The sequence below is a fragment of the Streptomyces sp. NPDC001100 genome (assembly GCF_053598575.1).
The window spans coordinates 179,861-198,625 of the sequence record NZ_JBSFKO010000016.1 but is presented as its reverse complement, the minus strand read 5'-3'; the positions used below and the strand labels follow the sequence as shown (position 1 = coordinate 198,625).

General features: G+C 70.4%; 19 protein-coding genes and 1 riboswitch. Of the genes, 8 read left to right on the top strand and 11 right to left on the bottom strand.

Annotated elements, in window-relative coordinates; genetic code table 11:
* Window positions 1-51 precede the first annotated feature (51 nt).
* Together ACWDEW_RS24470 and ACWDEW_RS24465 are read left to right on the top strand one after the other, a co-directional pair.
* Complete coding sequence (locus ACWDEW_RS24470) at window positions 52-618, top strand: hypothetical protein (RefSeq protein WP_450515052.1); 567 nt, start codon at window positions 52-54, stop codon at window positions 616-618.
* A 26-nt stretch (window positions 619-644) separates the two neighbouring features.
* Window positions 645-860 carry a hypothetical protein gene (locus ACWDEW_RS24465; RefSeq protein ID WP_450515051.1) on the top strand — a complete coding sequence of 72 codons (216 nt, stop codon included), beginning with the start codon at window positions 645-647 and terminating at the stop codon, window positions 858-860.
* On the opposite strand, the gene ACWDEW_RS24460 is transcribed toward ACWDEW_RS24465, so the two are convergent.
* Together ACWDEW_RS24460 and ACWDEW_RS24455 are read right to left on the bottom strand one after the other, a co-directional pair.
* A complete protein-coding gene (locus tag ACWDEW_RS24460; protein WP_450515050.1) occupies window positions 857-1,756 on the bottom strand; it encodes a metallophosphoesterase in 900 nt (299 codons plus the stop codon). The two genes, ACWDEW_RS24465 and ACWDEW_RS24460, sit on opposite strands and share 4 nt — an antisense overlap.
* 47 nt (window positions 1,757-1,803) lie before the next feature.
* Window positions 1,804-2,409, bottom strand: a complete 606-nt coding sequence (locus ACWDEW_RS24455; RefSeq protein WP_450515049.1) for a GNAT family N-acetyltransferase — start codon at window positions 2,407-2,409, stop codon at window positions 1,804-1,806.
* An 87-nt stretch (window positions 2,410-2,496) separates the two neighbouring features.
* On the opposite strand from ACWDEW_RS24455, the gene ACWDEW_RS24450 reads away from it, so the two are divergent.
* Window positions 2,497-2,883 carry a hypothetical protein gene (locus ACWDEW_RS24450; RefSeq protein WP_450515048.1) on the top strand — a complete coding sequence of 129 codons (387 nt, stop codon included), beginning with the start codon at window positions 2,497-2,499 and terminating at the stop codon, window positions 2,881-2,883.
* A gap of 217 nt (window positions 2,884-3,100) precedes the next feature.
* Here ACWDEW_RS24450 and ACWDEW_RS24445 read toward each other — a convergent pair whose 3' ends face one another.
* The 5 genes from ACWDEW_RS24445 to thrC form a co-directional block, all read right to left on the bottom strand.
* Entirely contained in the window at window positions 3,101-4,231 is a 1,131-nt protein-coding gene (locus ACWDEW_RS24445; RefSeq protein WP_450515047.1) for an NADH:flavin oxidoreductase, read from the bottom strand.
* 214 nt (window positions 4,232-4,445) lie between these two features.
* A complete protein-coding gene (groL, locus tag ACWDEW_RS24440; protein WP_019072480.1) occupies window positions 4,446-6,068 on the bottom strand; it encodes a chaperonin GroEL in 1,623 nt (540 codons plus the stop codon).
* A gap of 346 nt (window positions 6,069-6,414) precedes the next feature.
* Window positions 6,415-6,621: a cold-shock protein gene (locus ACWDEW_RS24435; RefSeq protein WP_007493268.1), complete on the bottom strand. Its 207-nt coding sequence runs from the start codon at window positions 6,619-6,621 to the stop codon at window positions 6,415-6,417.
* A 431-nt stretch (window positions 6,622-7,052) separates the two neighbouring features.
* On the bottom strand, window positions 7,053-7,328 hold the full coding sequence (locus ACWDEW_RS24430) for a MoaD/ThiS family protein (RefSeq protein ID WP_328682262.1): 276 nt from the start codon (window positions 7,326-7,328) through the stop codon (window positions 7,053-7,055).
* 83 nt (window positions 7,329-7,411) lie between these two features.
* Window positions 7,412-8,743, bottom strand: coding sequence for a threonine synthase (gene thrC, locus ACWDEW_RS24425; protein ID WP_450515046.1), 1,332 nt, complete (start codon window positions 8,741-8,743; stop codon window positions 7,412-7,414).
* A gap of 15 nt (window positions 8,744-8,758) precedes the next feature.
* Window positions 8,759-8,910: riboswitch (SAM riboswitch) on the bottom strand.
* 182 nt (window positions 8,911-9,092) lie between these two features.
* Between thrC and ACWDEW_RS24420 the strand changes: the two genes are divergently transcribed.
* Both ACWDEW_RS24420 and ACWDEW_RS24415 read left to right on the top strand, forming a co-directional pair.
* Window positions 9,093-10,037, top strand: coding sequence for a glucosyl-3-phosphoglycerate synthase (locus tag ACWDEW_RS24420; protein WP_450515045.1), 945 nt, complete (start codon window positions 9,093-9,095; stop codon window positions 10,035-10,037).
* 96 nt (window positions 10,038-10,133) lie between these two features.
* Window positions 10,134-11,624, top strand: coding sequence for an alpha,alpha-trehalose-phosphate synthase (UDP-forming) (locus ACWDEW_RS24415; RefSeq protein ID WP_450515044.1), 1,491 nt, complete (start codon window positions 10,134-10,136; stop codon window positions 11,622-11,624).
* Window positions 11,625-11,915: 291 nt separating this feature from the next.
* Here the strand turns inward: ACWDEW_RS24415 and otsB are convergent, their stop codons facing one another.
* The 3 genes from otsB to ACWDEW_RS24400 all read right to left on the bottom strand — a co-directional run bounded on the left by otsB (window position 11,916) and on the right by ACWDEW_RS24400 (window position 14,427).
* Window positions 11,916-12,788, bottom strand: a complete 873-nt coding sequence (otsB, locus tag ACWDEW_RS24410; RefSeq protein ID WP_450515043.1) for a trehalose-phosphatase — start codon at window positions 12,786-12,788, stop codon at window positions 11,916-11,918.
* Window positions 12,789-12,850: 62 nt separating this feature from the next.
* On the bottom strand, window positions 12,851-13,102 hold the full coding sequence (locus ACWDEW_RS24405) for a DUF3263 domain-containing protein (RefSeq protein ID WP_359606770.1): 252 nt from the start codon (window positions 13,100-13,102) through the stop codon (window positions 12,851-12,853).
* Window positions 13,103-13,158: 56 nt separating this feature from the next.
* Window positions 13,159-14,427 carry an extracellular solute-binding protein gene (locus ACWDEW_RS24400; protein ID WP_450515042.1) on the bottom strand — a complete coding sequence of 423 codons (1,269 nt, stop codon included), beginning with the start codon at window positions 14,425-14,427 and terminating at the stop codon, window positions 13,159-13,161.
* Window positions 14,428-14,538: 111 nt separating this feature from the next.
* Here ACWDEW_RS24400 and ACWDEW_RS24395 point away from each other — a divergent pair, with 111 nt between their 5' ends.
* From ACWDEW_RS24395 to ACWDEW_RS24385, 3 genes are all read left to right on the top strand, one after another.
* Complete coding sequence (locus ACWDEW_RS24395) at window positions 14,539-15,483, top strand: ROK family protein (protein ID WP_450515041.1); 945 nt, start codon at window positions 14,539-14,541, stop codon at window positions 15,481-15,483.
* Window positions 15,483-16,718: an N-acetylglucosamine-6-phosphate deacetylase gene (gene nagA / locus ACWDEW_RS24390; RefSeq protein ID WP_450515040.1), complete on the top strand. Its 1,236-nt coding sequence runs from the start codon at window positions 15,483-15,485 to the stop codon at window positions 16,716-16,718. Before ACWDEW_RS24395 ends, nagA begins: the two co-directional genes overlap by 1 nt.
* A 125-nt stretch (window positions 16,719-16,843) precedes the next feature.
* Window positions 16,844-17,773: a 1-phosphofructokinase family hexose kinase gene (locus ACWDEW_RS24385; protein ID WP_450515039.1), complete on the top strand. Its 930-nt coding sequence runs from the start codon at window positions 16,844-16,846 to the stop codon at window positions 17,771-17,773.
* 1 nt (window position 17,774) lies between these two features.
* Here ACWDEW_RS24385 and ACWDEW_RS24380 read toward each other — a convergent pair whose 3' ends face one another.
* Window positions 17,775-18,731 carry a carbohydrate-binding protein gene (locus ACWDEW_RS24380; protein WP_450515038.1) on the bottom strand — a complete coding sequence of 319 codons (957 nt, stop codon included), beginning with the start codon at window positions 18,729-18,731 and terminating at the stop codon, window positions 17,775-17,777.
* Between the last annotated feature and the right edge of the window lie 34 nt (window positions 18,732-18,765).

The following is an 18,765-nucleotide window of genomic DNA, read 5'->3' as shown; positions in this document are numbered from 1 at the left end:
GGTCCGCCTCGCCACCGGCCCGCGGCAAAGCCGACTATCGTCGGCAGAACCATGAACCACGCCCAGCAGACCGCCCTAGGTCGCGCCCTCCGCCTCCTCGGCGAGCACGGTGAGGCGCTGACGTCCGACACCCCCGACGCCCGGCTGCACGAGGTCAAGGCGGATCTCAAGCGCGCCCTGGACCTGCTGGACGACACCGTCAGCGGCGGCGCGCCGACCACGCGCTGCCCGGAACACCCCAACGGCCCGGTCGACGCCGACGCCCCCGACCTGTGCCTGCTCTGCGAGACCCGGCGCCGCGCGGCCCGCCGCTCCGAGATCAACGGCCCCGACGTGCGGAGGCCGACCGACACCACACCCTCCCGCTACGGCGTGCGCGAGGACCGCCCGCAGGCGCAGCAGCGCTGGCTGCCCGAGCTGTGGAACGGCCAGGCCTGGCAGCTGTGCGGCACCCCGCGCCGCGACCGGCACGAGGCCGAGCTGTATCTCGCGGCCCAGCGCCGCGGTTCGCGCGCCGCGATGGCGTACCGGCTGGTGCACGAGTTCACGGACTACGAGGTGCTGCGCGTGTGGGGCACGCCGGTGCACGTGGACATCGAGCCCTTGGGGAACCTCTGACCGGGCTCAGGTGGTGGCAGCGGGTCGTGCTGGTCGCCTGCCTGTGCGCGCTCGCGCTGCCGCTGTGGTTCGCCGCGCGGAACGTCCACCGGTTCGTCGACGGCGACCGGACGATCGCCCTCCCGCTCTACGTCGGCCGGGACTTGGCCGTGACCGACCGCTCCGACCTGACCTACCACGCGGCCTACGAGTTCGCCGGTGCCGCACTGATCGTCTCGGTCGCCTGGTTCAAGTCCCGCTAGCCGCCCTGCTGTTCCTGCTCCCGCTCCCTTTCGATGACCAACCGCGTCTGTTCCGCGTCCAGTTGGTACACCGTCTCGTGCGCCCGCGGGTCCCGCGCGTGGAAGGTGTGGAACATCGGCCCGGTCTCACCGCCCAGTTCCACGCGTGAGGCCGAGGCCCCGCGCACCGCCCGCTCGGTGCCGTAGGCGGTCGTCAGGTCGATCCGGTTGACGACACCCGGCGTGACCCACACCGGAGTCGCCTCCAGGAAGCCGAAGAGCTGGAGGTGGAAGTGCCCGGTGAGGACGACCCGTACGTCGCTCCCCCGGATCGCCTCCGCCAGCTCCCCGGGATTGCGCAACCCGAAGGCCTGTTGGGTCGGTACGTCGAGGGCGATCGGCGGATGGTGGAAGGCGAGGACCGTGCCGTTTCCGAACGGCGTGCTCAACTCCTCCTTCAGCCAGTCCAGTTGGGCCCCGCTCAGCCGCCCGTACACCTTCCCCGGCACGAGGGAGTCGAGCGTGATGAACCGGTATCCGCCCACGTCACTGACGGCCGCGCACGCGAACTCCACGGGAAACACGGCGGACACGACCCGGTCCGTGCCGTCCGCCGCCAGGTGCCCGCTCCCCAACACCTTCCCGAACGCCTTGCGTTCGTCGTGGTTCCCGGTCGTGTAGAAGACCGGCACCCCGCCCATCCGCCGCGCGAAGCCGCCCACCAGCTCCCGTACGGCCGTGTACGCCTCCACCGCCCCGTCGTTGGCGAGGTCCCCGGTGACGACGATCGCGTCCACTCCGCGCTGGTGCCGGAGTTCGGCGAGCATCAGCCGCAGCGAGTCCGTGGCGTCGACGCCGTGCCGGTTGGGGGCGTCGGTGCGCTCCAGGTGGGTGTCGGACAGGTGGAGAATCCTCATGGTCCGGCACGCTAGCCCGAGTTGGGACCCTCACCAAGAGCCACGGCTCAACGGGTGGCCGGACGCCACATGGTCGTAACGACCTGGCCACCCGCGGTGACGATCTCGTCCCGGACCTCGAACCCGACGCTCTCGTACCGCCTGTTGTTGGCAGGGTTGGTCGACTCCAGATACACGGGAGCGCCATGCTCGCCGAGCGCGTCGATCCGGGCGAGCCCGTCGGCCACCAGCCCCATACCCAGCCCCTTGCCCCGGTGGTCGGCGTGCGTGCCCAGGATGGTCAGGTAGAAGAACGGCTGGGCGGGATGCGCCGCCTCGAACTGCTCCCCCACCGCCATGATCGCCCGGGCGGTCCCCGCATCGGTGACCGCAGCCAACCGCCCCTCAAGCCCGGCGGCCTCCTCCTCGGTCAACTCGACGCCGCCCGGCGGGATGAAGACCGCCGCGGCCTCCACCTCCGGTGTCACCAGCGTCCAGGGATAGCGCAGCGCGGAGCCGGCATAGACCCGCCACATCACGGCCGCCTGCTCGGCCCGCCGCCGCTCGTCCGGGAACGCGGGCCCCCACACCGGGTCGTGGAGGAAGGCACTGGTGAACGTGGCGACGACGGCATCGAGATCGGCGACCGTGGCCACCCGGCTGGCGGAAGTCATACGATCACCGTACGCACGCCCACGGAGCTTCGCGCACGAGGGGGACGAGGGAAACGACGGCCGGAGCGGCAGGGCGGACAAGACATCATGGGGTTCCCGAGAGACCCGGACACCGGCGCCATGTGGGCCATGCTGCTGGTGGCGGCGGGCCTGCCCGCGCTGCTGTACGCGGGCATCGCCCGGTTCACCGGACACGGGCGCAAAGGGGGCCCGGTCTGGCGTCCGCTGCACGACCGGCTCTACCTGGTCTGCGCCCTGCTCGCCGTCGTCGGCCACGCGGGCGGCTCGGTCGTCGTCGAGGGCTGGGGGGACGTGTTCGGATTCACGCCGAGCGCGTCCATGAGCGGCTGCTTCTCCAGCGCCCTCGCCTACGCCGCCGGCGGCGACCAGGAGGGCCGTGCGCTGCGCCCCATGCTCCTGCTGCTGGCGCCGTACTCGATCGCCCTCGGGTTCTTCGGCCGCATCGCGGGCTGAGCGGCCGGGACTGCCCAGGACCCTGGCCGGCATCATCCAGCCCGACCGGCACCTTCCAGCCCAGGCCGGCATCATCCAGCCCGTCCGGCACCTTCCAACCCAGGCTGGCATCATCCAGCCCGTCCGGCGTTTGAGGACGAGGCCCTTCAGGGCCGATGGGGGTCTGGGGGCGCAGCCCCCAGGGACGCGCACCCCCACCGACCCGCGCCTCTCACACCTAGCTCAGCGAGCGCAGCGCCGCCGCGTCGTACGGCGCAAGCTCCTCCACCCGCCCCGCAAGCACCTTCGCCGCCCACTCCGGGTCCTGAAGCAGCGCCCGCCCCACCGCGACCATGTCGAACTCGTCGCGCTCCAGGCTGTCGAGGAGGTCCTCGATGCCCTTGACCGGCGCGCCCTCGCCACGGAAGCCCTTGAGGAAGTCGCCGTCGAGGCCGACCGAGCCGACGGTGATGGTCTGCTTGCCGATGAGCTTCTTGGTCCAGCCCGCGAGGTTGAGGTCGGAGCCGGTCTCCTCGAACTCGGGGAGCCAGTAACGGCGGGTGGAAGCGTGGAAGACGTCGACGCCCGCCGCGGCGATCGGGGTCAGGATCGCCTCCAGCTCCTCCGGGGTCTCCGCGAGCCGCGCACCGTAGACGTCCTGCTTCCACTGCGAGAAACGGAAGATGATCGGGAACTCCGGGGAGACCGTCTCCCGTACGGCCGCCACGATCTCCGCCGCGAACTTGGTGCGGGCGACCGGGTCACCGCCGTAGGCGTCCGTACGGCGGTTGGTGCCCGCGTACAGGAACTGGTCGAGGAGGTACCCGTGGGCGCCGTGCAGCTCGACCCCGTCGAAGCCGATCCGCTCCGCCGCCGCGGCGGCCTCGGCGAAGGCGCCGATGACGTCGTCCAGGTCCCGCTGCGTCATGGCCGTACCGGTGACCTCGTCGCTGCCGATGCGCAGCCCGGAGGGACCAACCGCGGGGGCGTCGGCGTAGGGCGGCTGGCCCTGCTCGCGGACCATGCCGATGTGCCACAGCTGCGGCACGATCGTGCCGCCCGCCGCGTGCACGCCCTCGGCGACCTTCGCCCAGCCCGCGAGTTGCTCCGCGCCGTGGAAGCGCGGGACGCGGTCGCTCTGCCCGGCCGACTCGTGACCGACGTAGGTGCCCTCGGTGACGATGAGGCCGACGCCCGCGGCGGCCCGGCGGGAGTAGTACCCGACCACGTCCTCACCGGGAATGCCGCCCGGCGAGAACTGCCGGGTCATCGGCGCCATGACGATCCGGTTGGGGACGGTCAGGCCGTTGAGGGTGATCGGACGGGCGAGGACTTCGGCCGCTCGGGAGGCGGGGGCGGTCGTAGACACGTGTGGGGGCTCCTCGGACTACAAGGCACTGGGTACCGGACGGTATGTGCGTATGCATCGATCATGCGTCAACAACAACCTCCGGGCCAAGCCCGTCATTCCACCCACCTCGTCCGAGACCCTGTGATCCCGCACACGCCCGAGGGCGGTACCCCCCGCCAGAAGCAGGAAGTACCGCCCTCGGTAAGACCGTTGATCAACCGGAAGGGGTCGATCAGAAGTCCATGTCACCGCCCGGCATGCCGCCGCCGGCCGGCGCGGACGCCTTCTCCGGCTTGTCGGCGATGACGGCCTCGGTGGTGAGGAAGAGCGCGGCGATGGAGGCGGCGTTCTGCAGGGCAGAGCGCGTGACCTTCGCCGGGTCGATGATGCCTTCCTTGACCAGGTCGACGTACTCACCGGTCGCGGCGTTGAGGCCGTGACCCGGGGTGAGGTTGCGGACCTTCTCCACCACGACGCCGCCTTCGAGGCCGGCGTTGACGGCGATCTGCTTCAGCGGGGCCTCAAGGGCCAGCTTCACGATCGCGGCACCGGTGGCCTCGTCACCTTCGAGCTCAAGCTTCTCGAAGACGTGGCCCGCCTGGATGAGCGCGACGCCGCCACCGGCGACGATGCCCTCCTCGACGGCCGCCTTCGCGTTGCGAACGGCGTCCTCGATGCGGTGCTTGCGCTCCTTGAGCTCGACCTCGGTGGCCGCGCCCGCCTTGATGACGGCGACGCCGCCGGCGAGCTTGGCGAGGCGCTCCTGGAGCTTCTCGCGGTCGTAGTCCGAGTCGCTGTTCTCGATCTCGGCGCGGATCTGGTTGACCCGGCCGGCGACCTGGTCGGCGGAGCCGGAGCCGTCGACGATGGTGGTCTCGTCCTTGGTGATGACGACCTTGCGGGCGCGGCCGAGGAGGTCCACGGTCGCGTTCTCCAGCTTGAGGCCGACCTCCTCGGAGATGACCTCGCCGCCCGTGAGGATGGCGATGTCGCCGAGCATGGCCTTGCGGCGGTCGCCGAAGCCCGGAGCCTTGACGGCGACGGACTTGAAGGTGCCGCGGATCTTGTTGACGACCAGCGTGGACAGGGCCTCGCCCTCGACGTCCTCGGCGATGATCAGCAGCGGCTTGCCCGACTGCATGACCTTCTCCAGGAGCGGGAGCAGGTCCTTGACGTTGGCAATCTTCGAGTTGGCGATCAGGATGTACGGGTCGTCGAGGACGGCCTCCATACGCTCCATGTCGGTGGCGAAGTACGCCGAGATGTAGCCCTTGTCGAAGCGCATGCCCTCGGTGAGCTCAAGCTCGAGACCGAAGGTCTGCGACTCCTCGACGGTGATGACGCCTTCCTTGCCGACCTTGTCCATCGCCTCGGCGATGAGCTCGCCGATCTGGGTGTCGGCGGCGGAGATGGAGGCCGTCGAAGCGATCTGCTCCTTGGTCTCCACGTCCTTGGCCTGCTCCAGCAGGGCACCGGAGACGGCCTCGACGGCCTTCTCGATACCGCGCTTGAGGGCCATCGGGTTGGCGCCCGCGGCTACGTTGCGCAGACCCTCCTTGACGAGGGCCTGGGCGAGGACGGTCGCGGTGGTCGTACCGTCACCGGCGACGTCGTCCGTCTTCTTGGCGACTTCCTTGACCAGCTCGGCGCCGATCTTCTCGTACGGGTCCTCGAGCTCGATCTCCTTGGCGATGGAAACACCATCGTTGGTGATCGTGGGGGCGCCCCACTTCTTCTCGAGGACGACGTTGCGGCCCTTGGGGCCAAGGGTGACCTTGACGGCGTCGGCGAGCTGGTTCATCCCGCGCTCGAGACCGCGCCGTGCCTCCTCGTCGAACGCGATGATCTTGGCCATGTGAAGTGGTCCTCCCGGACTGGGGTGGATTGCTCCGGACCGCGCTGGCGCCCGCGACGGACGGCCTGCCTGCCCCGGTGGTTCCTTGCACCACCTGGCCTGCGGGCCTCACCGACCCGGTCCTTCGTTATCACTCTCACCTTCAGAGTGCTAACGCCAATGATTAGCACTCGGCATGGTCGAGTGCAAGCGGCTACCAGGTTCTGGGCCCCTCGGCTCGCGGGCGCGCGCGAGCCCGGAAGGGCCGGGCATGCCGAAGGGCCCGTACCCCAGGAGGAGACCCCCCAGGAGTACGAGCCCTTCGATGAAGAACGAAGAACGTCGCTGCTGTTCGTCGGCGCGTGCTTCAGCCGGTCGCGAGCCGGACCATGTCCGCCTGCGGCCCCTTCTGACCCTGCGAGATCTCGAAATCGACCCGCTGACCCTCTTCCAGGGTGCGGTAGCCGTCCATCTGAATCGCGCTGTAGTGGACGAAAACATCCGCACCACCGTCGACCGCGATGAAGCCGTACCCCTTCTCCGCGTTGAACCATTTGACGGTGCCCTGAGCCATGCCTAACTCCCCTATTACTGGCCCTTGCACGGATCCGCACTTCGCGGATCCGGGTCAGACCTCACCCCCCACAGGATTGGGGGCGTGCGCCGGAACGCGTCGACCGCGGCCGAATGTATCCGTCCAACTGCCGTCTGCAACAGGTCAATCCGACGAGAATTCCAGGCAGGACCGGTCGGGAATTTACGGAGAATTCGTCCGACTTCAGGGCAAGTCGGGCCGGATAAAGGGAACATAAGGCGCAAAAGACCTGCACACTTTGGCTACTTCTCATCGCACGCGGAGCCGGTACTCATATGCGTTCGGCATGCGGAGTGGAGCGCGTTCCCCAACTGTACCCCGCTCAACCCTACAGAATTGCCCCCTCCGCTTCTCTCGCGGAGGGGGCAATTCGATGAACACTCGGTAATCGGCATTACCGAGGGTAACGACTAGCCTCCGGCAACGGCCGGAATGATCGAGACGCCGGCCCCGTCCGGAGTGGCCGTCTCCAGCCCCTGCTCGAACCGCACGTCGTCGTCGTTGACGTACACATTGACGAACCGGCGCAGCTTCCCCTGGTCGTCGAGGACGCGGGCGGAGATCCCGGTGTGGTTCTTCTCCAGGTCCGAGATGACCTCGGCGAGGGTCGCACCTTCGGCGGTCACCTCGGCCTGCCCGCCGGTGTAGGTGCGCAGGATGGTGGGGATGCGGACACTAACGCTCACGATGAAACCTCCGGTCAGCTGTTTTTTGGGGGCGCGGGGAACTGCGCGACCAGCCCCCGCCGGCCCGCAGACACACAACGACGCTAGGACGCGAGCCCAGCTTCCCTGAACGACTCAAGGCTCGGACGGATGGTCGCGGTGAGCCCGGTACCGGCAACGGCATCCAGCGTCTTCAGACCATCACCCGTGTTCAGCACGACAGTCGTCAACGTCGGATCCAGCAGCCCGTTCTCGATCAGCTTCTTCGCCACACCGACGGTCACCCCACCGGCGGTCTCCGCGAAGATCCCCTCCGTGCGCGCCAGCAGCTTGATCGCGTCGACGACCTGCTCGTCGTTGACGTCCTCCACCGCACCGCCCGTACGCCGTGCGATGTCCAGCACGTAAGGACCGTCCGCCGGGTTCCCGATGGCGAGCGACTTCGCGATGGTGTTCGGCTTCTGCGGGCGTACGACGTCGTGCCCGGCCTTGTAGGCCACGGACACCGGCGAGCAGCCCTCCGCCTGGGCGCCGAAGATCTTGTAGGGCCTGTCCTCGACGAGCCCGAGCTTGATCAGCTCCTGCAGCCCCTTGTCGATCTTCGTGAGCTGCGAGCCGGAGGCAATCGGGACCACCAGCTGGTCGGGAAGCTGCCAGCCGAGCTGCTCGCAGATCTCGTACGCCAGCGTCTTGGAGCCCTCGGCGTAGTACGGCCGGAGGTTGACGTTGACGAAGCCCCAGCCCTCGCCGGCCGGGTCGCCGATCAGCTCGGAGCAGAAGCGGTTCACGTCGTCGTAGTTGCCCTCGATGCCGACGAGCTCGCCGCCGTAGATGGCGGCCATGACGACCTTGCCCTCTTCGAGGTCGTGCGGGATGAACACGCAGGAGCGGAAGCCGGCCCGGGCGGCGGCGGCGCCGACGGCGCCGGCGAGGTTGCCGGTGGAGGAGCAGGAGAGGGTGGTGAAGTCGAAGGCGCGGGCCGCCTCGATGGCCTGGGCCACGACGCGGTCCTTGAAGGAGTGCGTCGGGTTGCCGGAGTCGTCCTTCACGAACAACTTGCCCGCGTCGACGCCCAGTTCGCGGGCGAGGTTGTCGGCCTGGACGAGCTTGGTCCAGCCGGGGTTGATGTTCGGCTTGGTCGCCACGTCGGCGGGGACGGGCAGGAGGGGCGCGTAACGCCAGATGTTCGCGGGGCCCGCTTCGATCTGCTTGCGGAGCTCTTCGGTGTCGTAGGCCGAGAAGTCGTAGGCGATCTCCAGCGGGCCGAAACACTCCTCGCAGGCGAAGACCGGGCCGAGCGGGACGCGGTGGCCGCACTCGCGGCAGGACAGCGCGGCGGCGGGTCCGAGATCAACGGTGTTCGTGGAGTTCGGTTCCGCGGCGGTCGTGTCCGTCTTCGCGGGGTTCGTGGTGCTTGCGACAGTCTGCGCAGCCATGGAGGCGAGGCCCTTTCCTCATCTTCCTCACGACGCGTTTCGCCGTGAGACGGATTTGGCACCTTCCCGAGCCGGGAGCCTCGGCACATGGACACCATGCGACAAGACCGGCTGGAGGGTTGCCGGGGCTTCAACGGGCCGTATCCCTCTGCCCCTCTGGATGAGCGGTGTTCAGTTGTGTATGCGATTGTCCCGCCGACGGCCCCCGACATGCGATGGTCATCAGCGTTGTTCAAGACTGTAACCGAAGGCCAGGACAGTTGAGTGAGCCGTCCGAACCGCGAGATGGATCACTTACTCACTGTCTGTGACCAACTCTCGCCGAGAGAACGCAGAGGAGCCGCGCAACGTGCTGAAGGAAGTCGAGCACTGGCTGAGCACCCGCTCCTGGTCCCTGACCGATCGGCCGCTCCACAAGATCCTGGCCGCGAAGCACCGCACGGGCCAGTCGGTCTCCGTCGTGCTGCCCGCGCTGAACGAGGAAGCGACGGTCGGTGACATCGTCGCGATCATCCGTCACGACCTCATGCAGCAGGTCCCGCTCGTCGACGAGATCGTCGTCGTCGACTCCGGGTCCACCGACCGCACCTCCGAGGTGGCCGCCGCGGCGGGCGCCCGGGTCGTGCACCGCGACGACATCCTGCCCCGCATCCCCGCCGTGCCCGGCAAGGGCGAGGTGCTGTGGCGCTCGCTGCTGGTCACCAGCGGCGACATCGTCTGTTTCATCGACGCGGACCTGAAGGAGTTCTCCTCCGACTTCGTCACCGGGATCGTGGGCCCGCTGCTCACCGACCCCGGCGTCGACCTCGTCAAGGCGATGTACGACCGCCCGCTCGGCGGCGCCGCCGGCCAGGGCGGGCGTGTCACCGAGCTGATGGCCCGCCCGCTGCTGAACATGCACTGGCCTCAACTGGCCGGATTCGTGCAGCCGTTGGGCGGCGAGTACGCGGCCCGCCGCTCGCTGCTCGAACAGCTCCCGTTCCCCGTCGGCTACGGCGTCGAGCTGGGCATGCTCGTCGACGCGCTGCACCTGGTGGGCCTGGACGCCCTCGCACAGGTCGACGTGGGTGTGCGCAAGCACCGGCACCAGGACGGGCAGGCGCTGGGCCGTATGGCCGCGCAGATCTACCGCACGGCACAGCTGCGGCTGGCCCGCGGGCATCTCATCCGGCCGTCCCTCACGCAGTTCGAGCGGGGGCCGGAGGGTTTCGAGCCGCGCACGTACTCCGTGGACACGGAGGAACGGCCGCCGATGGCGGACGTCACCGAGTACCAGTCACGCAAGGTGGCGTAGCCCACACGGTCACCGGTGGCCGTATACGGACTCCGACGGTCCGCCGCGGGGCGTCCGTACGTTTGAGTGTTTCCGGGCCGGGCTAGGTTGTGCCGTATGGCTTCTACGTCGTCCACTTCGCCCACGTCGTCCGTGTCCGGTGCTGCCCAGGTCCTCGTCGCGTCCAATCGCGGTCCGGTCTCGTACGAGGTGGGCGACGACGGTTCGCTGCACGCCCGGCGCGGCGGCGGCGGGCTGGTGTCCGGGCTGTCGGCGATCGGGCCGGACGCGGGGGCGCTGTGGGTGTGCTCGGCCCTGTCCGACGGCGACCGGGAGGCGGTGCGGCAAGGCGTCGGCGAGGACGGCGTGCGGATGCTGGACATTCCGGCCGACGTGCACGCCGACGCGTACAACGGCATCGCCAACTCCGTGCTGTGGTTCGTCCACCACATGCTGTACCAGACCCCGCTGGAGCCGGTCTTCGACGCGGAGTTCCGGCGCCAGTGGGCGTCGTACGAGACGTACAACCGGGCGTTCGCCGAGGCGCTGGCCGAAGAGGCGGCCGAGGGCGCGGCGGTGCTGGTGCAGGACTACCACCTGTGTCTGGTGCCGGGGATGCTCCGCGAACTCCGCCCCGACCTGCGGATCGGGCACTTCTCGCACACGCCGTGGGCGCCGCAGGACTACTTCGCGATGCTGCCCGACGACATCCAGGCGCGGCTGGTGGAGGGCATGCTCGGGGCGGACCGGGTGGCGTTCCTGACCTGGCGGTGGGCGACCGCGTTCCAGAACTGCGTGCAGGGGCTCGACCCGTACAGGTGGCTCCCCAAGCGGCCGTCCGGCGCGCCCCGGTCGATCGAGCACCTGGAGCAGGAGCGGATCACCCGCAGGACGCTCATCGGTGTCCACGGGCTCGGCGCCGACGCCGAGTTCCTGCACGCCCGCTCGCACCAGGCGGACGTCGAGGAGCGGATGGTCTCCCTGCGCGAGGAGATCGGCGAGGGCCGCAAGGCCATCGTCCGGGTGGACCGGACCGAGCTGTCGAAGAACATCGTGCGCGGGCTGCTGGCGTACCGGCAGCTGCTCGACGACCACCCCGAGTGGCGGGAGCGGGTCGTGCACGTGGCCTTCGCCTATCCGTCGCGGCAGGACCTCGCCGTGTACCGGGACTACACGGCCGAGGTGCAACGGGTCGCCGACGAGATCAACTCCCTTTACGGCACGCCTGGTTGGACCCCGGTCGTCCTCCACGTCAAGGACGACTTCGCCCGCTCACTGGCCGCGTACCGGCTCGCCGACGTGGTCCTCGTCAACCCCATCCGCGACGGCATGAACCTCGTCGCCAAGGAGGTCCCGGTCGTCTCCGACGAGGGCTGCGCGCTGGTCCTCTCCCGGGAGGCGGGCGCCTTCCAGGAACTGGGCAAGGACGCCATCACCGTCAACCCGTACGACGTGATCGGCACGGCCGACGCCCTCCACGAGGCACTGACCATGCCGGACGAGGAACGCGCCGAGCGGACAAAGAGGTTGGCAGCGGCGGCGACGGCACTCCCCCCGGCCCAGTGGTTCCTGGACCAGCTGAACGCCTTGCGGGATCAGGCAAGTTGATCACGATGCGCGGGCGGCGGAGCGCCAGGGCGGCCGACCGGGGACACTCGACCCGACGCGACAACCTGGCCCAGCGCCCACCAACACCCGCGCGGGATCGGCGAAGTTGAACGTCGAGCCCCGAAGCGCCGACAGCAGGGCTACGGTCCCGGCCGGCGACGTCCGCCGCGTAGTCGCGGCGGGCCCGGGCCGTCACCCGCCACTGCCGGCGCGGGGCGCAGGGGCCGCCGAACGAGGACACCCGGGCCGCCGCGGAAACCTGCCGTAGCCCCCGCCAACTCCCCCACCCGATCAGCCGAGTTGAGCCGCCAGCGCCGACAGCAGGGTCACGACCCCCGCCGCGCCGTCCACCACCAGGTCCGCCCGCTCCCGTAGTTCTGTCACCTCGTCGTTGCCACTGCACACGAGGAGGCCGGGGAGGCCGTCGGAGCGGAGTTTCTCCACGGCGGCGAAGGCGGGGAGGTCGCCGAGGTCGTCGCCGGCGTACAGGACGGACTCGGCGCCCGTCTCGCGGAGGTAGTCGGTGAGGGCGACGCCCTTGTCCATGCCGGGTGGGCGCAACTCCAGGACCAGGCGGCCGGGTTCGACGATCAGGCCGTGGCGGGTGGCGAGGTCGGTGAGGGGGGCGCGGAGGGCCTCGAAGGCGGCCTGGGGGTCCGTGGCGCGGCGGGTGTGGACGGCGACGGCACGGCCCTTCTCCTCGATCCAGGTGCCCTGCCAGGCACCGATCCGGTCGAGGAAGCCCGGGAGTTCGGCGCGGACCGCCGCGACGCCCGGGTGCGGGGCGGGGGCGCTGACCGTACTGCTCACCGCGTCCCAGCGCTCCGTGCCGTAGTGGCCGAGGACGACCAGGTGTTCCAGGCCCGGGACGCCCGCGAAGCCGCCGTTGCGGACCGCCACGCCCGCCGGGCGGCCGGTGATCACGGCGACGGCGGCGACCTTCGGGGCGAGGGCGGCCAGCGCGGGCACCGCGCCGGGGTGCGCGCGGGCCTGGTCGGGGTCCGCGACGATCGGTGCGAGTGTGCCGTCGAAGTCGAGCCCGATCACCGCGGCGGACGGGCGCGCGAGGATCGCTTCCAGGCCCTCACGCCCGGCGCCGGTGCGCGGGGTCGGCAGTACATCCGGGGAATGGACGGGATCGGTGGAGTCCTTAGGGCTGCCCATACGGCGACCCTATCCGGGCGGAGCCGACCGCACCCCTCACCCACCCTCGCTCGGCCGGACCCTCACCGCTCCGAACGCCGCGTGTCCCGGACCCGTCTCAGCCTGTTGACCGTGACCGGGTCGTGGGCGAGCGCCCGCTCGTCGTCCAGCAGGGCGTTGAGCAGCTGGTAGTAGCGCACGGGGGCCAGGCCCAGCTCCTCGCGTATCGCACGCTCCTTCGCGCCGGGGCCCGGGAAGCCGCGGCGCTCCAGCGCGAGGATGTCCTGTTCCCTCCGGTGGAGGGGAGGAAGACGCGAGGGGCGGTCCTTGTCCATGCCCTGCACCGTAGCCCCCGCCACTGACAGCGGCCCCGGCCCACCCGGGCCTCCCCCTACTTGCCGCTCTCCGCCAGCGTCGCCGCCGCCTGCAGCTGCCCCAGCACCACGCCGGGGCTGCCGTTCGCGGCGACCGCCCGCCCTATGCGCTTCTTGATGTCGGCGCTGACCGTGGCCCAGGAGGTGTTGCCGACCGGGTAGAGCGTGGAGAGGGGAAGCTCCTCCAGGAACGGGCGGAGGTCCTGGTCCTGCTTCGACGCCTCCATCACCTTCGACGCGGAGTTCGTCACCGGCAGCAGGTCGTACTCGCGGGAGAAGGCGAGGACGTTCTTCTCGCTGTAGACGTAGTCGAGGAAGTCGCCGATCTGGTCCCGGTGGCCGTTCTGCTTGAACGCGGTCATCCAGTCGGCGACACCCATCGTGGTCTTGGCCTTGCCGCTGCGCCCCGGCATCGCGACCGTGCCGAACTTGACGCCCTTCTTCGCCGCCTGCTGGATGAGCGTGGGGTGTCCATTCAGCATGCCTACGTCGCCGTTCGCGAAGGCGGCGAACGCGTCCGCGCGGTTGAGCTCGGCGGGTGCGACGGGACCGGTCAGCCCCTTGCCGACGAGGTTGTCGCGCAGCCAGGTGAAGGTGGAGATGTTCTCCGCGGAGTCCAGGGTGTAGGTGCTGCCGAGGTCGTCGGTGTAGCCGCCGCCCCCGCCCAGCAGCCACTGCATGGTCTCGGCCTGCGCCTCCTCGGAGCCGAGCGGCAGCGCGAACGGGTACTTCACGCCGTGCGACTTCAGCGCCTCCGCGTCCGCCGCCAGCTCGCTCCAGTCCTTCGGCGGGGTCAGTCCGGCCTCGGTGAAGAGGGTCTTGTTGTAGAAGAGGACGCGCGTGGACGCGGCGAACGGCATGCCGTACTGGACGTGGTCGACGTCCCCGGCGTCCGCGAGCGGTTCCAGGAAGTCGGCCTCCACGGGGATGGAGAGCAGGTCGGCGGTGGAGTACAGCCTGCCCTCGTCGGCGTAGTCGGCGTACGCGCCGATCTGCGCCATGTCCGGGGCCTTCCCGGCGTCGACCATGGCCCTGACCTTGGCGTCGACCTCGTTCCACGAGTACACGCCGACGTCGATCTTCACACCGGGGTGCTTGGCCTCGTACGCCTTGACGAGCGCGTCCCAGTACTTCTGCGAACTGTTGGACGCCGAGTCGCCGTAGTCGGCGGCGACGAGTCTCAGGGTGACGTCACCGGAGTCCCCGCCTAGGCCGCAGCCGCCGAGGACCGCCGTCATGCCCAGTACGGACATCGCCGCGATCATTCCTGTCCTGCGCCGCTGCACTGCTGACTCCCCAAAGCTTTGCCGTCGTGACGTTCGCTCCGCGAACCCATAAGGTCTACACCACATAAGTGGACTAGACCTCTCGCGGGTAGACGGGCCACACTATCCCCCGTGAGACATGTCATCGCCCTCGACGTGGGCGGCACCGGGATGAAGGCCGCCCTAGTGGGGGCCCACGGCGAGCTGCTGCACCGGGCCCGCCGGGCGACCGGCCGCGAGCGCGGTCCGGACGCGGTCGTCGAGCACATCCTCGGCTTCGCCGCCGAGCTGCGCGCGTACGGCGAGGAGCAGTACGGCGAGCCCGCGTCCGCCGCCGGCGTCGCCGTCCCCGGCATCGTCGACGCCGAACGGGGCGTCGCCGCCTACTCGGCCAACCTCGGCTGGCGGGACGTACCCCTGCGCGACCTGCTCGCCGCCCGCCTCGGCGGTGTCCCGGTCGCCCTCGGCCACGACGTCCGCACCGGCGGCCTCGCCGAGGGCCGGATCGGCGCGGGCAAGGGCGCCGACCGCTTCCTGTTCGTGCCGCTGGGCACCGGCATAGCGGGCGCCATCGGCATCGACGGCCGGGTGGAGGCGGGCGCGCACGGCTTCGCGGGCGAGATCGGCCACATCGTCGTACGCCCCGGCGGCGCCCCCTGCCCCTGCGGCCAGACCGGCTGCCTGGAGCGGTACGCGTCGGCGGCGGCGGTGACGGAGGCGTGGGTGGCCGTTTCCGGCGACCCCGGGGCGGACGCGGCGGACTGCGCGAAGGCGGTCGCGTCCGGTGACCCTCGCGCGGAGAAGGTCTGGCAGGAAGCCGTCGACGCCCTCGCCGACGGCCTCGTCACCGCCCTCACCCTCCTGGACCCCCGCACGATCATCATCGGTGGCGGCCTGGCGGAGGCGGGGGAAACGTTGTTCGCACCACTGCGGGAGGCGGTCGAGGGCCGGATCACCTTCCAGAAACTCCCGACGATCGTCCCCGCGGCCCTGGGGGACACAGCCGGATGCCTCGGTGCCGGCCTCCTGGCCTGGGATCTCCTACAAACCACTGACCGCACGGAGGTAGCACACTGATGGCAGCCGACCCAGGGGCGCGGGACAGCGTCGATATGCGGCTCCGCCGCGGGGCGCGACCGGCCACGACGAACCCGCACCCCGCAACGGCGAATGCACCCCTGATCCTGTCCGGCGCGAACGTGGTCCTCCCCACAGGAACCGTCCAGAACGGCCGAGTGATCGTCGACGGCACCCGCATCGCCGGTGCCGCCCCCGACAACGCCCAGGTGCTCGACGTCACCGGCCACTGGCTGGTCCCGGGATTCGTCGACATCCACAACCACGGCGGCGGCGGAGCCTCCTTCACCTCCGGCACCGTCGAGGACGTCCTCAAGGGCATCCACACCCACCGCCTGCACGGCACGACGACCCTCGTCGCCTCGACCGTCACCGGCGAGATGGACTTCCTGGTCCAGCGCGCCGGCCTGCTCTCCGAACTCGCCGAGCAGGGCGACCTCGCCGGCATCCACTTCGAGGGCCCGTTCATCTCGCCGTGCCGCAAGGGCGCGCACTCCGAGGCGCTGCTGCGCGAGCCGGACCCGGCGGACGTGCGCAAGCTGGTCGACGCGGCGCGCGGCAGCGCCAAGATGGTCACCCTCGCGACCGAACTGCCGGGCGGCCTCGACTCCGTACGGCTGCTCGTCGAACTCGGCGTCATCGCGGCGATCGGGCACACGGACGCGTCGTACGAGCAGACGGTGGATGCGATCGACGCGGGCGCGACCGTGGCCACGCATCTGTTCAACGCGATGCCGCAGCTCGGGCACCGGGAGCCCGGTCCGATCGCGGCGCTGCTCGAAGACGAGCGCGTCACGGTCGAGTTGATCAACGACGGTACGCATCTGCACCCGGCGTCACTGGAGTTGGCGTTCCATCACGCGCGCGCGGACCGCGTGGCGTTCATCACGGACGCGATGGACGCGGCGGGCTTCGGCGACGGCCGGTACATGCTCGGTCCGTTGGAGGTCGAGGTGAGTGAGGGTGTGGCGCGGCTGGTGGAGGGCGGTTCGATCGCGGGCTCGACGCTGACCCTGGACCGGGCCTTCAAGCGTTCGGTGACGGTCGACCGGCTGCCGGTCGAGGACGTGGTCGCCGCGATCTCCGCCAATCCGGCGAAGCTGCTGGGGAGTTACGACGAGATCGGCTCGCTGGAGCCCGGCAAGTACGCCGACCTGGTGCTGCTGGACTCCGACTTCGACCTCAAGGGCGTGATGCGGCGCGGCAGTTGGGTGGTCGAGCCCCAACTGGGGTGATATGTGACGTGGTTGACGGCGGCGGTTGTCCCGGGGGACTGGGAGGACCGCCGCCCGTTTGACATCATCGAGCCTCCGGAACACAGAGCAAGCGCATTCATGCGGTCTTCGGGGGAGGTCGCCCGGTGATTCTCACCGTCACACTGAACACCGCGCTCGACATCACCTATCGGGTACGGGAGTTGCGGCCGCACGGCACACACCGCGTCTCCGAGGTGACCGAGCGGCCCGGCGGCAAGGGGGTCAACGTGGCCCGGGTGCTGGCCGCCCTCGGCCACGAGGTGACGGTGACCGGCTTCACGGGCGGCGCCACCGGACGGGTCGTACAGGAACAACTCGCCAGTACACCGGGGGTGTTGGACGCGCTGGTCCCGGTCTCCGGGGCCACCCGGCGCACGACGGCGATCGTGGACGAGCTGACCGGTGACACGACTCAACTCAACGAGCCCGGCCCGACGGTCACTTCGGCGGAGTGGTCGGCGTTCCAGGAGGCGTACGAGGCCCTGCTCGGCGAGGTGTCGGCGGTGGCCCTGTGCGGGAGTCTGCCGCCGGGCGTTCCGGTGGGCGCGTACGCGGGCCTGGTCCGCACGGCACGGGCGGCCGGCGTCCCCGTCCTCCTGGACACCAGCGGTGAGCCCCTCCGCCGCGGAGTCGCCGCCCGCCCCGACATCGTCAAGCCCAACACCGACGAACTGGCCGAACTCACCGGCTCCCACGACCCGTTGCGCGCCACTCAGGACGCACGACGCCGGGGCGCCCGCACGGTGGTCGCCTCCCTGGGCGCCCGGGGCCTCCTCGCGGCGACCCCGGAAGGCACCTGGCACGCGACACCCCCGGCCCGAATACACGGCAACCCCACCGGCGCGGGCGACTCGGCGGCCGCGGGCCTGCTGTCGGGACTGGTGGAGCGGCTACCGTGGCCGGCCCGGCTGGCCCGCGCGGTCGCCCTGTCGGCGGCGACCGTACTGGCGCCGGTGGCGGGCGAGTTCGACCGGGCGGCGTACGAGGAGCTGCTGGGGCGGGTCGCGGTGAGGGGGGACGCCACGGCGGCCTAGGTCAGCCGTTCGCCAGGTACACCTGGTCGAAGTTGACGTCGCACTGGTCGCCCTGCTCGCAGGAGATCTTGATGGTGTTGGTGCCCTTGTTGAGCTGGACGGACGCCCAGGTCTCCGTCCAGCCCTTCTCGTAGTTGCCCTCGGGGGCCCTCGCGAAGTTGCTCAGGTTGAGCGGGCGGGACTGGGCCGTGCCGTTGACCGTGAGGGTGGCGGTGGCGTCCTTGCCGGGTACGCCGTAGTTGACGTACAGGCGGTAGCCGCCTTTCTTCGTGATGCCGCTCACGTTCCAGGTCACGGTCGCGCCGACCGCGTTGAAGCCCGTCACATAGACACCGCCGTCGGCCTTGGCGCCGTCGACGTCGGATGCCGTGGTGGCGCCGCCGCCCAGCAGCAGGGCCTTGGCGTCGATCTTCGGCAGTTCCGCCGCGTCCGACGCGCTGCTGCTCGCCGACGGACTCGAAGAAGCGCTCTGCGAAGCCGAAGGCGTGCTGCCCGCCTCGTTGCCCGTCTTGGTGTCGTCGTTGCCGTTCATCATCGCCACGCTGATGCCGATGACCACCGCGGCGACCACCGCGATCGCGCCGATCAGCAGGCCCTTGGTGTTGGGGCCGCGGCCCCGGCCGCCGCCGCGGCCGCCGTCGTGGGACGGGGGCTGCTGGGTGGGCGGGGCGCCGAAGGCCTCCGGGGCCTGGTAGGCGGCGTTCGGCTGGGCGCCGTAGGCCTGCTGCTGCGGGACTGTCTGGCCGTAGGGCTGCTGGTACTGCGCGGTGGGGGCGGCGGCGGGCTGGCCGCCGTACTGGCGCTCGCCGACCGCGCGGACCCGGTTGACGGAGCCCGGGTAGCCGTAGCCACCACCGCCGGACGGCGGCTGGGCGCCGTTGGCCTGGCCGTCGGCGTACAGGTAGCCGAACGGGTCGTCGTCCTCGGGCGTGCTCGCGCCGTTGTTGCCGGGCGTCATCCCTAGGTACTCCTCAACAGGTGCGGGTGCAGGT

Bases quoted from the DNA above. Each gene is read 5' to 3' on its own strand.
- ACWDEW_RS24470 (WP_450515052.1), top strand. From the start codon at position 52: ATGAACCACGCCCAGCAGACCGCCCTAGGTCGCGCCCTCCGCCTCCTC.
- ACWDEW_RS24460 (WP_450515050.1), bottom strand. From the start codon at position 1,756: ATGAGGATTCTCCACCTGTCCGACACCCACCTGGAGCGCACCGACGCC.
- ACWDEW_RS24455 (WP_450515049.1), bottom strand. From the start codon at position 2,409: ATGACTTCCGCCAGCCGGGTGGCCACGGTCGCCGATCTCGATGCCGTC.
- ACWDEW_RS24450 (WP_450515048.1), top strand. From the start codon at position 2,497: ATGGGGTTCCCGAGAGACCCGGACACCGGCGCCATGTGGGCCATGCTG.
- groL (WP_019072480.1), bottom strand. From the start codon at position 6,068: ATGGCCAAGATCATCGCGTTCGACGAGGAGGCACGGCGCGGTCTCGAG.
- ACWDEW_RS24435 (WP_007493268.1), bottom strand. From the start codon at position 6,621: ATGGCTCAGGGCACCGTCAAATGGTTCAACGCGGAGAAGGGGTACGGC.
- thrC (WP_450515046.1), bottom strand. From the start codon at position 8,743: ATGGCTGCGCAGACTGTCGCAAGCACCACGAACCCCGCGAAGACGGAC.
- ACWDEW_RS24415 (WP_450515044.1), top strand. From the start codon at position 10,134: ATGGCTTCTACGTCGTCCACTTCGCCCACGTCGTCCGTGTCCGGTGCT.
- otsB (WP_450515043.1), bottom strand. From the start codon at position 12,788: ATGGGCAGCCCTAAGGACTCCACCGATCCCGTCCATTCCCCGGATGTA.
- ACWDEW_RS24405 (WP_359606770.1), bottom strand. From the start codon at position 13,102: ATGGACAAGGACCGCCCCTCGCGTCTTCCTCCCCTCCACCGGAGGGAA.
- nagA (WP_450515040.1), top strand. From the start codon at position 15,483: ATGGCAGCCGACCCAGGGGCGCGGGACAGCGTCGATATGCGGCTCCGC.
- ACWDEW_RS24380 (WP_450515038.1), bottom strand. From the start codon at position 18,731: ATGACGCCCGGCAACAACGGCGCGAGCACGCCCGAGGACGACGACCCG.